A 13,281-nucleotide genomic window follows, 5' to 3' on the forward strand; every position below is an offset into this window, starting at 1 on the left:
GGGGTGATTGCCCCGGCCGTTCTCGCTGCGCGCCTCCCGGCCCCCCCCGCGCGCCCGCGGCCCGGCCGCCCCCCCCCGGGCGCCCGGCCCGCCCCCCGGCCCGTTCCCCGGCCGGGGCCGGAAGTCCGAGCCCTGGCCGGCGCCTGAGCCGGCACCAGCACCAGCGCCCGCGCCACAGCAAGAGCCCGGTTCGGCCCCAGCCTCGGCCCTTGACAAGTAAGTTATCAATCAATAACTTACTTCCCATGGTCAGGATGAGCGCAGAAGAGCGACGCGAAAGTGTGATCCGCGCGGCGATCACCGAATTCGCCCGCACCGGTTACCACGGCACCTCCACCGAGGCGATCGCCCGTCGCGTGGGTGTCTCGCAGCCGTACCTCTTCCGGCTCTTCCCGAACAAGCAGTCCATCTTCCTCGCCGCGTCGGAGCGCTGCCTTCTCGACGTCCGGGGCATCTTCGAGGCCGCATCCGAGGGTCTGGACGCCGAAGAGGCCGTCCACGCCATGGGCACCGCCTATCAGCGGCTCATCGCGGAGGACCCCGAGAAGCTGATGATGCAGATGCAGACGTACGTCGCGGTCGCCTCGGCCGAGGCCGCGGGGGACCACGAGTTCGGCCGCTCCGTACGGGCCGGGTGGGAGGTCCTCTGGGACTCCGCGCATCTGGCGCTCGGCGCGGACCCGGACGAGACCACGGCGTTCCTGGCGTACGGCATGCTGATCAACACCCTTGTCGCGATGGGGTTCCCGGCCGGCCATCGCGTCTGGACCGGCTTCTACGACTCCGCGCGGCCGGGCGCCGAACAGCCGGGCGCCGAACAGTCGGGCGGCGACCGGCCGGCCGGTGATCGGCCGGTGACCGGCCCGGCGGAGGCCAGGACCTGCGGCTGAGTCGAAGCGAGCGGTTGAATCGCTCGCTCTTTTCATGGCCTAGAAAGTTAGTCATCAATAACTAACCAGCAGCCAACCAGAACCGCATCGAATCGAATCGGGGAGACCGATGAACCAGCCAGCAGCCCGCGGCGGCGCGAACGCCACCTGGGCCCTCGTCATCACCGGCGCCGCCGGCTTCATGGCGGCACTCGACAACCTCGTTGTCACCACCGCCCTCCCGTCCATCCGCGACGACCTCGGCGGCCAACTCGCCGACCTGGAGTGGACGGTCAACGCCTACACCCTCACCTTCGCGGTGCTGCTCATGTTCGGCGCCGCCCTCGGCGACCGGTTCGGCCGCCGCAGACTCTTCGTCTCCGGTCTCTCGATCTTCACGGCGGCGTCGGCAGCCGCGGCGGTCGCGCCGGGGATCAACAGCCTGATCGCCGCTCGCGCCGTCCAGGGAGTCGGCGCGGCGATCATGATGCCGCTGGCGCTCACCCTGCTCACCGCGGCGGTCCCGGCCGCGAAGCGCGGCGCGGCCCTCGGCATCTTCAGCGCCGCCACCGGTATCGCCGTCGCCGCCGGGCCGCTCGTCGGCGGAAGCCTCACCGAGCACATCTCCTGGGAGTGGATCTTCTGGCTGAACGTCCCGGTCGGCCTCGTCCTGCTGCCGCTCGCCAGGACACGGCTCAAGGAGTCGTACGCCCCGAACGCCCGGATCGACCTCCCCGGCACCCTGCTCATCAGCGGCGGCCTCTTCGGCATCGTCTACGCCCTGGTCACCGCCAACGCCGAGGGCTGGACCAGCCCGCTCGTCCTCACCGGGCTGATCGTCGGCACGGCCCTGATCGGCGGCTTCGTGCACCACGGCATCCGCCGGCCCGACGCGATGCTGCCCATGCGGCTGTTCAAGAACCGCACCTTCGCCGGGATCAACGCCGCCAGCCTGCTGATGTTCCTGGGCATGTTCGGCTCGATCTTCCTGCTCAGCCAGTTCCTCCAGGGCGTCGCCGGCTACTCGCCCACCGAGGCCGGTCTGCGGATGCTGCCCTGGACCGCGATGCCGCTGATCGTCGCCCCGCTCGCCGGAATCCTCTCCGACCGGATCGGCGGCCGGCCCGTCGTCACCGCGGGTCTCGCCCTCCAGGCTCTCGGCCTCGCCCTGTTCGCGACGGTGATCGAGCCCGATGTGTCGTACGCGGCGCAGCTGCCCGCCCTGGTCATCAGCGGGATCGGCATGGCGCTCTACTTCGCCCCCGCCGCCAGCCTGGTCATGTCCAGCGTCCGGCCCGAGGAGCAGGGGATCGCGTCCGGCGCCAACAACGCGCTGCGCGAGGTCGGCGGCGCGCTCGGTGTGGCGGTCCTCGGGGCGGTGTTCTCCGCGCAGGGCGGTTACGAGACACCGCGGATCTTCGTCGACGGCACCGTCCCGGCGCTGTGGATCGGATCGGCGGTCGTGGGGGTCGCGGCGCTGGCGGCCCTGGCGATGCCGGGCCGCCGGGCGCGGGGGAGGACGACGGTGGTGCGCGACTCGCAGGCGGAGGGGGAGCGGAAGACGGTGGGTGTCTGACGCCGCCAGGTACGAGGGCCGGAGGGCGCTCCGCGAGGGCGGCCGACGTCACTCCGCGAGGCGTCCGACGGCGCCCGGCACGGCCACCGGTCCGGTCCGCAGACGAATCGTCCGCGGACCGGACCGTAGTCTTGTCCCGTGCAGGAACTCCAGGACGCCCCTCTCGCCCCCCTGACCACCTTCCGTCTCGGCGGCCCCGCGACCCGGCTGATCACCGCGACCACCGACGCCGAGGTCGTCGGGGCCGTGCGCGAGGCGGACGACGCCGGTACGCCGCTCCTGATCATCGGTGGCGGCAGCAATCTGGTCATCGGCGACAAGGGCTTCGACGGCACCGCCCTGCGGATCGCGACACGCGGTTCCGATCTCACGGGTACGGCGCTGGAACTGGCCGCAGGCGAGACCTGGACCGACGCCGTCGCCCGTACGGTCGAGGCGGGTCTCGCGGGCGTCGAGTGCCTGGCCGGCATCCCCGGCTCGGCCGGCGCCACACCGATCCAGAACGTCGGCGCGTACGGCCAGGAGGTGTCCAGCACCATCACCGAGGTCGTCGCCTACGACCGCGTCACCCGCGAGACCCTGACCCTCGCCAACGCCGAGTGCGCGTTCTCGTACCGGCACAGCCGCTTCAAGGAGCACCCCGAGCGCTACGTCGTCCTGCGCGTCCGGTTCGCGCTGGAGGACGCCGGGGGGCTCTCGGCCCCGCTCAAGTACGCCGAGACGGCCCGCGCGCTCGGTGTCGAACAGGGCGACCGCGTCCCGGTCGGCGCCGCCCGCAGCGCCGTGCTCCAACTCCGCGCGGGCAAGGGCATGGTGCTCGACCCGGAGGACCACGACACCTGGTCGGCCGGCTCCTTCTTCACCAATCCGATCCTCGACGACACGGCGTACGCGGCCTTCCTGGCCCGCGCGGCCGAGCGGCTGGGCCCGGACGCCACGCCGCCGGCGTACCCGGCGGGGGAAGGCCGCACGAAGACCTCGGCGGCCTGGCTGATCGACCGCGCGGGCTTCACCAAGGGATACGGCGCCGGCCCGGCCCGCATCTCCACCAAGCACACGCTCGCCCTGACCAACCGGGGCCACGCCACCACCGAGGACCTGCTCGCGCTCGCGCGGGAGGTCGTCGGGGGGGTGCGCGAGGCGTTCGGGATCACGCTGGTCCCCGAGCCGGTGACGGTCGGCGTCAGCCTCTGAGCCACCGTGTCCCGGCCCCGGGGCCGCCGTGTCCCCGCCCCGGTCCCGCGACTCAGTACGCGACTCCCACCGGCTGTTTCACCGTCGCCGGGTCGTCGATCATGGCCAGCATCGCGTGGGCGAGGTCCGGGCGGCCTATCTTGCTGCCGCCGCGCGGGTTGGCCCCCACCACCGCGCGGTAGACGCCCGTCACCGGCCGGTCCAGCAGCTGCGGAGGCCGGACCGAGGTCCAGTCGGTCCCGCTGCGGGTCAGCTCCTCCTCCATCCGGGCCAGGTCCGCGTAGACGGGTTTGAGTACGACCTTGACCATGCCCATGGCCATCTTCCCCACCAGCGGCTCGTCCGCCGGCACCTCGCCGACCGGGGCCGCGCTCACCACCAGCAGCCGGCGCACTCCCTCGGCGTCCATCGCCGCCAGGATCGAGCGGGTCACCGGCGCGGCGATCCCCGCGTCCTTGCGTCCGCGCGGACCGACCCCGGACAGCACCGCGTCCCGGCCCGCCACGGCGGCCCGCAGCGACCCGGGATCGTCGAACGCGCTCGCGGTGAACACGTCCAGCCGGTCCCCGGTGACATCGAGCCGCGCCGGGTCCCGCACCACGGCGGTGACGTGATGGCCCGCCGCCAGTCCCTGCCGCACGATCTCCCGGCCGACGCCCCCGGTCGCTCCGAACACGGTGAGCTTCATCGCCCTCGCCTCTTCCGTTCTATGGTGGGTGAGTATTCACTCACCTCTATGGTGAGTATCCACCCACCCCTCGTCAACCCTCATCGACCGCGTGGAACCACAACGCACCGATCGGAGCGCGCATGAAGCCCGCACGGGCCCGCATCCTGGACGCCGCCGCCGAGCTGATGGGCACCATCGGACTGGCCCGCGCCACCACCAAGGAGATCGCGCGCGCCGCCGGGTGCTCGGAGGCCGCGCTCTACAAGTACTTCTCCGGCAAGGAGGAGCTCTTCCTTCGCGTACTGGAGGAACGGCTCCCCCGCCTCGGCCCGCTGCTCGCCGAACTCGGCGAAGGCCCATTCGGCCCGGACGCCCCCCGGGACGTCGAGGAGAATCTCACCGAGGTCGTCCGCCAGGCGGCCCTCTTCTACGAGGCGACCTTCCCGATCGCCGCCTCGCTCTTCGCCGAACCCGCGCTGCTGCGCCGGCACGCCGAGGGAATCGGCGCCCTCGGCGCGGGCCCGGGGTGGCCCCCGCTCGCACTCGCCCGCTATCTGCGCGGCGAACGCGAGGCCGGCCGCGTACGGGCCGATGCCGACGTCGACGCCGTGGCCTCGCTGCTGCTGGGGGCGTGCTTCCAGCGGGCGTTCCTGAGCGCCTTCCCGGACGGCGAGCAGGTGCGTCCGCTCGACGAGTTCGCCCCAGCGCTGGTGCGGACGGTCCGGTCCGTGCTCAGCCCCTGACGGACCGCCATACCCCCCTCAGCCCCCGTCGGCCTCCAGCCACCCGTCGATCCCCGCCAGCAGCTTGTCCTGTGTCCCGGCCGGCGCCGCCGACGCCCGTACCGACTGCCGTGCCAGCTCGGCCAGCTCGACGTCCGTGAACCCGTGGTGCTTGCGAACCAGTTCGTACTGGGCCGCCAGCCGCGCGCCGAAGAGCAGCGGGTCGTCGGCGCCGAGCGCCATCGGCACCCCGGCCTCGAACAGAGTGCGCAGGGGTACGTCGGCGGCCTTCTCGTAGACGCCCAGCGCCACGTTCGACGCCGGGCACACCTCACAGGTCACGCCCCGGTCGGCCAGCTTGCGCAGCAACCGCGGATCCTCGGCCGCCCGTACGCCGTGCCCGATCCGGCTCGCGCGCAGATCGTCCAGACAGTCCCGCACCGACGAGGGCCCGCTCAGCTCACCGCCGTGCGGCGCCGCGAGCAGCCCGCCCTCCCGGGCGATGGCGAAGGCCCGGTCGAAGTCCCTCGCCATACCGCGGCGTTCGTCGTTCGACAGGCCGAAGCCGACGACGCCCCGGTCCGCGTACCGCACGGCGAGCCGCGCCAGCGTGCGGGCGTCCAGCGGATGTTTCATCCGGTTCGCCGCCACCACGACGCGCATCCCGAGCCCGGTCTCGGCGGACGCCGCCTCCACCGCGTCCAGGATGATCTCCAGCGCCGGGATCAGCCCGCCGAGCAGCGGGGCGTACGAGGTGGGGTCGACCTGGATCTCCAGCCACCCGGAGCCGTCCCGTACGTCCTCCTCGGCGGCCTCGCGGACCAGCCGCTGGATGTCCTCGGGGGAGCGCAGACAGGATCTGGCGATGTCGTAGAGCCGCTGGAAGCGGAACCAGCCCCGCTCGTCGGTCGCGCGCAGCTGGGGCGGCTCGCCGCCGGTGAGCGCGTCGGGGAGATGGACGCCGTACTTGTCGGCCAGCTCCAGCAGGGTCGTGGGCCGCATCGAGCCGGTGAAGTGCAGATGCAGATGGGCCTTGGGCAGCAGACGGATGTCGCGGGTGGCGCGGTCGTCAGGCGGGGGGCCGGAAACGTTCTCCATCCATGGATCTTGCCGTACTCACACGGACTCCGGGAGTCCCTTTCCACCTTCGGGCCCTTGCCCGAACGAAAGAACGGGCCCCCGGACACCGCCGGGGACCCGTGTTCTCCTGCCGTTGCGCGGCTCTCAGTCGCGGGCCTCGGCCAGCAGCTTCTGGAGCCGTGCCACACCCTCGACCAGGTCCTCGTCGCCGAGCGCGTACGACAGCCGCAGATACCCCGGCGTACCGAAGGCCTCCCCCGGCACGACCGCGACCTCGACCTCTTCGAGGATCAGGGTGGCGAGCTCGACCGAGCTCGCGGGACGCGTGCCCCGGATCTCCTTGCCGAGCAACGCCTTGACCGACGGGTAGACGTAGAAGGCGCCCTCGGGCTCCGGGCAGACCACGCCGTCGATCTCGTTGAGCATCCGGACGATGGTGCCCCGGCGCCGGTCGAAGGCGGTCCGCATCTCCTGCACCGCGTCGAGACTGCCGGTGAGGGCGGCGAGCGCGGCGGCCTGCGAGACGTTGGCCACGTTCGACGTCGCGTGCGACTGGAGGTTCGTCGCGGCCTTCACCACGTCCTTGGGGCCGACGACCCAGCCCACCCGCCAGCCGGTCATGGCGTACGTCTTGGCCACACCGTTGACGACGACGCACTTGTCGCGCAGCTCCGGCAGGATCGCCGGCAGCGAGGTGAACTCGGCGTCCCCGTAGACGAGGTGCTCGTAGATCTCGTCCGTCATGACCCACAGGCCGTGCTCCACGGCCCAGCGGCCGACGGCCTCGGTGTCCTCGCGGCTGTAGACGGCGCCGGTCGGGTTGGAGGGCGAGACGAAGAGGACGACCTTCGTGCGCTCGGTGCGCGCCGCCTCCAACTGGTCGACGGAGACCCGGTAGCCGGTGGTCTCGTCGGTCACCACCTCCACCGGGACACCGCCGGCCAGCCGGATCGACTCGGGGTACGTCGTCCAGTACGGCGCCGGGACGATCACCTCGTCGCCCGGGTCGAGGATCGCGGCGAAGGCCTCGTAGATCGCCTGCTTGCCGCCGTTGGTCACCAGGACCTGCGCGGGGTCGATCTCGTAACCGGAGTCACGCAGCGTCTTCGCGACGATCGCGGCCTTCAGCTCGGGGAGCCCGCCGGCCGGGGTGTAGCGGTGGTACTTCGGGTTGTGGCAGGCGTCACTCGCGGCCTCGACGATGTACTCGGGCGTCGGGAAGTCGGGCTCACCCGCCCCGAAGCCGATCACCGGCCGGCCGGCGGCCTTGAGGGCCTTGGCCTTGGCGTCGACGGCAAGGGTGGCGGACTCGGAGATTGCGCCGACTCGGGCGGAGACCCGGCGCTCGGTCGGAGGAATTGCAGCGCTCATGCGGGCCATGGTCCCAGACCCCGCGAGACCCGGGCACAGGGGTTTCGCCGAGTGGACAGCCCGCGGACAGGGAGCGGACAGGTTCGGACAAGAGCCGGTCCGGTGTTACCTGTTCGACGCCGGGCCCCCGAGCACGTACACTCACTGGTCGTTGGCCCTCACCCGCCACCGCCGATCAGGGCACCCCGTGCTTTCGGTCGGATGCGGTAGGTTGGGGAAAACGCAAAGGGTCGTAGCTCAATTGGTAGAGCACTGGTCTCCAAAACCAGCGGTTGGGGGTTCAAGTCCCTCCGGCCCTGCTACACACTCCTTCGCCAGGATGTGTGCGCGTGTACGTACTTCAAAAGCACTGCCGTGCGGCTCCACCGGGCGCGGCACGGCCACGACCCGGAATCAGGTGAGAGAGCGTGACGGACGCCGTGGGCTCCATCGACAAGCCTGATGCTGACGATGACGAGACCCCCGAGTCGAACAAGAAGGGCCGCAAGGGCGGCAAGCGTGGGAAGAAGGGCCCCATGGGCCGTCTCGCGCTCTTCTACCGTCAGATCGTCGCGGAGCTGCGCAAGGTCGTCTGGCCGACTCGCAACCAGCTGACGACCTACACGACTGTTGTGATCGTCTTCGTCGTCGTCATGATCGGTCTGGTGACCGTGATGGACTACGGCTTCCAGAGAGTAGTCAAGTACGTCTTCGGCTAGAGCCGCGGAGGCGGAGGGCGCCCACAGGCGTCCCTTTCCGCATGTTCCACCCATCGTGAAGCCAGGAAGAAGCAGCCAACGTGTCTGACCCGAACCTGAACGACGCCAACGAGGCGGTCGAGTCCCGCGAGGACGAGACCGACATCGTGGAGGCGGCGGACGCTGTCGAGCCAGACCAGGCCGAAGCCGCTGACGCCGAGGCCGGCGAGCCGGCCGAGGAGTCGGCGCTGCACGCCGAGGACGTCGAGGACGAGGACGCTGCCGAAGCCGTGGCCGAGGCTGAGGCCGATGGCGCCGGGGACACCGAGGACGGTTCCGAGGCCGAGGACGGTGAGGAGACCGAGCTCGTCGAGGAGGAGCCGGCTGCCGACCCCGTCGCCGCGCTCCGCGAGGAACTGCGCACGCTGCCCGGCGAGTGGTACGTCATCCACACGTACGCGGGCTACGAGAAGCGCGTGAAGGCCAACCTGGAGCAGCGCGCCGTCTCGCTCAACGTCGAGGACTTCATCTACTCGGCCGAGGTGCCCGAGGAAGAGATCGTCCAGATCAAGAACGGCGAGCGCAAGAACGTCCGCCAGAACAAGCTCCCGGGCTACGTCCTGGTGCGGATGGACCTGACGAACGAGTCCTGGGGCGTCGTACGGAACACGCCGGGTGTCACCGGCTTCGTCGGCAACGCCTACGACCCGTACCCGCTGACGCTGGACGAGATCGTCAAGATGCTCGCCCCCGAGGCCGAGGAGAAGGCCGCGCGCGAGGCGGCCGAGGCCGAGGGCAAGCCGGCGCCGTCCCGCAAGGTCGAGGTCCAGGTGCTGGACTTCGAGGTCGGCGACTCGGTCACCGTCACCGACGGCCCGTTCGCGACGCTCCAGGCGACGATCAACGAGATCAACGCCGACTCGAAGAAGGTCAAGGGCCTCGTCGAGATCTTCGGCCGCGAGACCCCGGTCGAGCTGAGCTTCGACCAGATCCAGAAGAACTGACGCGCCTCCCGCGCGCTCCAAAGCCAGTTCCGACCAGGTCAGACAGGCTCTCGCAGGGGATTGCCCCCACTCGCGGGAGAGGGTCTGACCTGCTCGGTTTTTGGCCGCGCAGCTGTACCCGTTATCGTTGCGCGGTATGCCCGCATCCGGACGACCGGATGGCCGGGCCGGAACACTCTCACTAGGACCCGGAGAGAGCACATGCCTCCCAAGAAGAAGAAGGTCACGGGGCTCATCAAGCTCCAGATCTCGGCCGGCGCGGCCAACCCGGCACCGCCGGTCGGCCCCGCGCTCGGTCAGCACGGCGTCAACATCATGGAGTTCTGCAAGGCCTACAACGCCGCGACCGAGTCGCAGCGCGGCATGGTCGTGCCGGTGGAGATCACGGTCTACGAGGACCGCTCCTTCACCTTCATCACCAAGACTCCGCCGGCCGCCAAGCTGATCCTCAAGGCCGCCGGTGTGGACAAGGGCTCAGGCGAGCCGCACGTCAAGAAGGTCGCCAAGCTCACCCGCGCGCAGGTCCGTGACATCGCCACGACCAAGATGCCCGACCTGAACGCCAACGACCTGGACGCCGCCGAGAAGATCATTTCCGGCACCGCCCGTTCGATGGGCATCACGGTCGAGGGCTGAGTCCAGCCCGGCGGGCCCCCTCGGGCGCGCCAAGTGGAAGGGCCATGCGCGGCCCGCACCACGAACTCCACACCTGAATGAATCACCAGGAGCAGAAGTGAAGCGCAGCAAGGCACTCCGCAGCGCGGACGCGAAGATCGACGCGGAGCGTACGTATCCTCCGCTCGAAGCCGTCCGTATCGCCAAGGACACCAACACCACCAAGTTCGACGGCACCGTCGAGGTCGCCATGCGTCTGGGTGTCGACCCGCGCAAGGCGGACCAGATGGTCCGTGGCACCGTGAACCTCCCGCACGGCACCGGCAAGACCGCCCGGGTCCTGGTCTTCGCGACCGGTGACCGTGCCGAGGCAGCGCGCGCCGCGGGCGCCGACATCGTCGGCTCCGACGAGCTGATCGAAGAGGTCCAGAAGGGCCGTCTCGACTTCGACGCCGTCGTCGCCACCCCGGACCTCATGGGCAAGGTCGGCCGCCTCGGCCGGGTCCTCGGCCCGCGTGGTCTGATGCCGAACCCGAAGACCGGCACCGTCACCCCCGATGTCACGAAGGCCGTGACGGACATCAAGGGCGGCAAGATCGAGTTCCGCGTCGACAAGCACTCGAACCTGCACTTCATCATCGGCAAGGTCTCCTTCGACGAGACGAAGCTGGTCGAGAACTACGCCGCGGCGCTGGAGGAGATCCTCCGTCTCAAGCCGTCGGCCGCCAAGGGCCGTTACATCAAGAAGGCCACCCTGGCGACGACGATGGGCCCCGGCATTCCGCTGGACGCCAACCGCACGCGCAACCTCCTCGTCGAGGAGGACCCGGCTTCCGTCTGATCCCAGGCAGCAGTCGAACCACCGTTTGTCAAGAGCCGGTTCCGGCACCTCTGAGGGGGTGCGGGGGCCGGCTTTGGCGTGAGCGGACTGTCATATCCGTGCGATACCTTGCAACTAGGAACATCGGAAAAAGGGGTGGGGTATGACCATGTCGACATGGGGGCGCGTCGGCGTCTCGCTGACCGCGGTCGCCGTCGTGGCGGGTGTCGCGGGCTGTCAGAGCGGTGACTCGGACTCGACGAAGAAGGCCGGGAGTTCGGCGGCCAAGGGAGAGCCCCAGTCGCGTTCCGCGGTGACGGACGTGCTGACCGCGGCGTACGAGAAGACGGCGGCCGCCAAGTCCGCCAAGGTCACGATGACGATGTCGATGCCGGCCGCCGCGACGGGGAGCGAGGCGGGCGACATGGAGATGTCCGGAGTCATGGGGTGGGACCCCATGGTGATGGACATGACCATGTCCGGCTCGATGCTCCAGGCCGAGCCCGACGCCCCGGAGAAGATCCGGATGGTGTGGGTCAAGAACGCCATGTACATGGACATGGGCGCCGAGGCGGCCAAGACCATGGACGGCAAGCGCTGGATGAAGCTGGACCTCGCCGCCGCGGCGGAGGCCTCGGGCGACCCGCAGGCGGCCCAGGAGCTCACCGGCGGCATGGAGAACATGAACCAGGACCCGGCGCAGCAGCTCGCGCTCCTCCTGGACTCGCCGAACGTGAAGCACGTCGGCTCCGAGAAGATAGACGGGGTCGAGGCGCAGCACTACAAGGGCACGCTCACCGTCGCCGAGATGCTCGAGTCGAACGAGGGCCTCGACGTGCTCGGAGAGAAGGAGCGCAAGGAGCTCCTCGACAACATCAAGAAGACCGGGATCAAGGGGTACGACACCGAGGTCTGGGTCAACGAGGACAGCTACCCGGTCAAGATGGACGTCGCGATGGACTCGCCCCAGGGCGAGATGAAGCTCAGCGCGCGCTACAGCGACTACGGGGCCAAGGCCTCGGTCCAGACGCCGCCGGCCGCCGACACCGTCGACCTGTTCAAGATGCTGGGCGACCTCGGCGCCGGCGCCGAGGACTCGGGGATCTGATCCTCCGATCCGGGATCTGATCCGCGGATTCGGTCTCCGGGGCGGGTTTACGGCCCCGGGGACCGGATTTGCCTGCGGGTAACCGCGTCACGTACTCTTCACACGAAGCCAAAGACCGCTGGTCGTCGCCGTGCTCTCGCAAGAGGGTGAGGCGACCGAAGGATCCGCCACAGGTGGACGACCCGCGTAGGTGATTCGAGGAGAGTTCCCGGGTGAGACCCCGGTTGAGCTACGCCCCGTGCGCCTGCGCCGGGGCGTTTCGCATGGTTCGGCCCCTTCTGAGCGGTCCTCATCACCCGGAAGGAGGCCGACGCTCATGGCAAGGCCCGACAAGGCTGCCGCGGTGGCCGAGCTGACGGAACAGTTCCGCAGCTCGAACGCCGCCGTGCTGACCGAGTACCGGGGTCTCACCGTGGCGCAGCTCAAGGAGCTGCGTCGTTCCCTCGGTGAGAACGCCCAGTACGCCGTGGTGAAGAACACGCTGACCAAGATCGCGGCCAACGAGGCCGGGATCAACACGCTGGACGACCTGTTCGCGGGTCCGACGGCGGTTGCCTTCGTCACCGGTGACCCGGTGGAGTCGGCGAAGGGTCTTCGTGACTTCGCCAAGGACAACCCGAATCTCGTCATCAAGGGCGGAGTCCTTGATGGCAAGGCGCTCAGCGCCGACGAGTTCAAGAAGCTCGCGGACCTCGAGTCCCGCGAGGTGCTGCTCGCCAAGGTGGCCGGTGGAATCAAGGCGTCGATGGCCAAGGCCGCGGCGACGTTCCAGGCCCCGCTGTCGGAGTTCGTCCGCACCGCGGACGCCCTTCGCGCCAAGGTCGAGCAGGGCGGTGCCGGTACGCCGGCTCCCGCCGAGGCCGACGCCGAGTAGTTCGGCGCCGCGTCGCAGCGGGCCCACCGTACGCCCGCCGTCATATACATCCGGCACCTGCCGACATAGTGGAAGGACGCCATCATGGCGAAGCTGTCCCAGGACGAGCTGCTCGAGCAGTTCGAGACCCTGACCCTCATCGAGCTCTCCGACTTCGTGAAGGCCTTCGAGGAGAAGTTCGACGTCAAGGCCGCCGCCCCGGTCGCCGTGGCCGCCGCCGGCGGTGCCGCTGGTGCCGCCGCCGAGGCCGAAGAGGTCCAGGACGAGTTCGACGTCATCCTCACGGGTGCCGGCGAGAAGAAGATCCAGGTCATCAAGGTCGTGCGTGAGCTCACCTCGCTGGGCCTCAAGGAGGCCAAGGACCTCGTCGACGGCGCGCCGAAGCCCGTCGTCGAGAAGGTCGCCAAGGAGGCCGCCGAGAAGGCCGCCGAGTCCCTCAAGGCCGCAGGCGCCTCCGTCGAGGTCAAGTGACCTCGTAGGACCCCGCTGATCACCCGCCCCACGGGAGCCGCGACGGCTCGCGTGGGTCAGGTGTGACGGCATCGCGCCGAGTCCGGCGCGGAGCGTTGACGAGAAGGGGGGGGGCCCCCCCCGGGGGGCCCCCCCCAACCACTGGGGGGGGGGGTGCTGGGGGGATGTTCGGGGGCGGCGTTGGTTTTGATAAACCGGCCGGAACCAAGAGCTTTTTATTATAAAAAAAA

14 protein-coding genes and 1 tRNA gene are annotated in these 13,281 nt (G+C 69.9%); 12 read left to right on the top strand and 3 right to left on the bottom strand.

Annotated elements, in window-relative coordinates; genetic code table 11:
• Positions 1-245 precede the first annotated feature (245 nt).
• The 3 genes from ACFWU9_RS10530 (at position 246) to ACFWU9_RS10540 (ending at position 3,639) form a co-directional block, all read left to right on the top strand.
• Entirely contained in the window at positions 246-890 is a 645-nt protein-coding gene (locus ACFWU9_RS10530; protein ID WP_384316390.1) for a TetR/AcrR family transcriptional regulator, read from the top strand.
• Between the two features lie 109 nt (positions 891-999).
• Entirely contained in the window at positions 1,000-2,445 is a 1,446-nt protein-coding gene (locus ACFWU9_RS10535) for an MFS transporter (protein WP_384316392.1), read from the top strand.
• 138 nt (positions 2,446-2,583) lie between these two features.
• Entirely contained in the window at positions 2,584-3,639 is a 1,056-nt protein-coding gene (locus ACFWU9_RS10540; protein WP_384316394.1) for a UDP-N-acetylmuramate dehydrogenase, read from the top strand.
• Between the two features lie 52 nt (positions 3,640-3,691).
• On the opposite strand, the gene ACFWU9_RS10545 is transcribed toward ACFWU9_RS10540, so the two are convergent.
• Entirely contained in the window at positions 3,692-4,327 is a 636-nt protein-coding gene (locus tag ACFWU9_RS10545; protein WP_384316396.1) for an NAD(P)-dependent oxidoreductase, read from the bottom strand.
• Positions 4,328-4,449: 122 nt separating this feature from the next.
• Between ACFWU9_RS10545 and ACFWU9_RS10550 the strand changes: the two genes are divergently transcribed.
• A complete protein-coding gene (locus ACFWU9_RS10550) occupies positions 4,450-5,052 on the top strand; it encodes a TetR/AcrR family transcriptional regulator (protein ID WP_384316398.1) in 603 nt (200 codons plus the stop codon).
• 18 nt (positions 5,053-5,070) lie between these two features.
• Here ACFWU9_RS10550 and ACFWU9_RS10555 read toward each other — a convergent pair whose 3' ends face one another.
• Both ACFWU9_RS10555 and ACFWU9_RS10560 read right to left on the bottom strand, forming a co-directional pair.
• The gene (locus ACFWU9_RS10555; RefSeq protein ID WP_384316400.1) at positions 5,071-6,129 is read right to left on the bottom strand and encodes an adenosine deaminase; all 1,059 of its coding nucleotides are present in this window, start codon (positions 6,127-6,129) and stop codon (positions 5,071-5,073) included.
• 126 nt (positions 6,130-6,255) lie between these two features.
• Positions 6,256-7,482: a pyridoxal phosphate-dependent aminotransferase gene (locus ACFWU9_RS10560; protein ID WP_384316402.1), complete on the bottom strand. Its 1,227-nt coding sequence runs from the start codon at positions 7,480-7,482 to the stop codon at positions 6,256-6,258.
• A gap of 226 nt (positions 7,483-7,708) precedes the next feature.
• On the opposite strand from ACFWU9_RS10560, the gene ACFWU9_RS10565 reads away from it, so the two are divergent.
• The 8 genes from ACFWU9_RS10565 to rplL all read left to right on the top strand — a co-directional run bounded on the left by ACFWU9_RS10565 (position 7,709) and on the right by rplL (position 13,051).
• Positions 7,709-7,781, top strand: a tRNA-Trp gene (locus ACFWU9_RS10565).
• Positions 7,782-7,889: 108 nt separating this feature from the next.
• Complete coding sequence (gene secE / locus ACFWU9_RS10570) at positions 7,890-8,180, top strand: preprotein translocase subunit SecE (protein WP_384316404.1); 291 nt, start codon at positions 7,890-7,892, stop codon at positions 8,178-8,180.
• 80 nt (positions 8,181-8,260) lie between these two features.
• A complete protein-coding gene (gene nusG / locus ACFWU9_RS10575) occupies positions 8,261-9,163 on the top strand; it encodes a transcription termination/antitermination protein NusG (RefSeq protein WP_384316406.1) in 903 nt (300 codons plus the stop codon).
• A gap of 201 nt (positions 9,164-9,364) precedes the next feature.
• Positions 9,365-9,799 (top strand): 50S ribosomal protein L11, encoded by a 435-nt coding sequence (gene rplK / locus ACFWU9_RS10580; protein WP_078075574.1) that lies wholly within the window; start codon positions 9,365-9,367, stop codon positions 9,797-9,799.
• A 97-nt stretch (positions 9,800-9,896) separates the two neighbouring features.
• Complete coding sequence (gene rplA, locus ACFWU9_RS10585; RefSeq protein WP_384316408.1) at positions 9,897-10,619, top strand: 50S ribosomal protein L1; 723 nt, start codon at positions 9,897-9,899, stop codon at positions 10,617-10,619.
• Between the two features lie 142 nt (positions 10,620-10,761).
• On the top strand, positions 10,762-11,706 hold the full coding sequence (locus ACFWU9_RS10590) for a hypothetical protein (protein ID WP_384316410.1): 945 nt from the start codon (positions 10,762-10,764) through the stop codon (positions 11,704-11,706).
• A 316-nt stretch (positions 11,707-12,022) separates the two neighbouring features.
• Complete coding sequence (gene rplJ / locus ACFWU9_RS10595; protein WP_384196770.1) at positions 12,023-12,580, top strand: 50S ribosomal protein L10; 558 nt, start codon at positions 12,023-12,025, stop codon at positions 12,578-12,580.
• A gap of 84 nt (positions 12,581-12,664) precedes the next feature.
• Positions 12,665-13,051 (top strand): 50S ribosomal protein L7/L12, encoded by a 387-nt coding sequence (gene rplL / locus ACFWU9_RS10600; protein WP_384316412.1) that lies wholly within the window; start codon positions 12,665-12,667, stop codon positions 13,049-13,051.
• Positions 13,052-13,281: the final 230 nt, after the last annotated feature.

The organism is Streptomyces sp. NPDC058653 (assembly GCF_042716895.1).
Classification (GTDB): Bacteria; Actinomycetota; Actinomycetes; order Streptomycetales; family Streptomycetaceae; genus Streptomyces.

Excerpts from the sequence above, each read along its gene's own strand:
- ACFWU9_RS10530 (WP_384316390.1), top strand. The coding sequence starts at position 246 with ATGGTCAGGATGAGCGCAGAAGAGCGACGCGAAAGTGTGATCCGCGCG.
- ACFWU9_RS10535 (WP_384316392.1), top strand. The coding sequence starts at position 1,000 with ATGAACCAGCCAGCAGCCCGCGGCGGCGCGAACGCCACCTGGGCCCTC.
- ACFWU9_RS10545 (WP_384316396.1), bottom strand. The coding sequence starts at position 4,327 with ATGAAGCTCACCGTGTTCGGAGCGACCGGGGGCGTCGGCCGGGAGATC.
- ACFWU9_RS10550 (WP_384316398.1), top strand. The coding sequence starts at position 4,450 with ATGAAGCCCGCACGGGCCCGCATCCTGGACGCCGCCGCCGAGCTGATG.
- ACFWU9_RS10555 (WP_384316400.1), bottom strand. The coding sequence starts at position 6,129 with ATGGAGAACGTTTCCGGCCCCCCGCCTGACGACCGCGCCACCCGCGAC.
- ACFWU9_RS10560 (WP_384316402.1), bottom strand. The coding sequence starts at position 7,482 with ATGAGCGCTGCAATTCCTCCGACCGAGCGCCGGGTCTCCGCCCGAGTC.
- rplK (WP_078075574.1), top strand. The coding sequence starts at position 9,365 with ATGCCTCCCAAGAAGAAGAAGGTCACGGGGCTCATCAAGCTCCAGATC.
- ACFWU9_RS10590 (WP_384316410.1), top strand. The coding sequence starts at position 10,762 with ATGACCATGTCGACATGGGGGCGCGTCGGCGTCTCGCTGACCGCGGTC.
- rplJ (WP_384196770.1), top strand. The coding sequence starts at position 12,023 with ATGGCAAGGCCCGACAAGGCTGCCGCGGTGGCCGAGCTGACGGAACAG.
- rplL (WP_384316412.1), top strand. The coding sequence starts at position 12,665 with ATGGCGAAGCTGTCCCAGGACGAGCTGCTCGAGCAGTTCGAGACCCTG.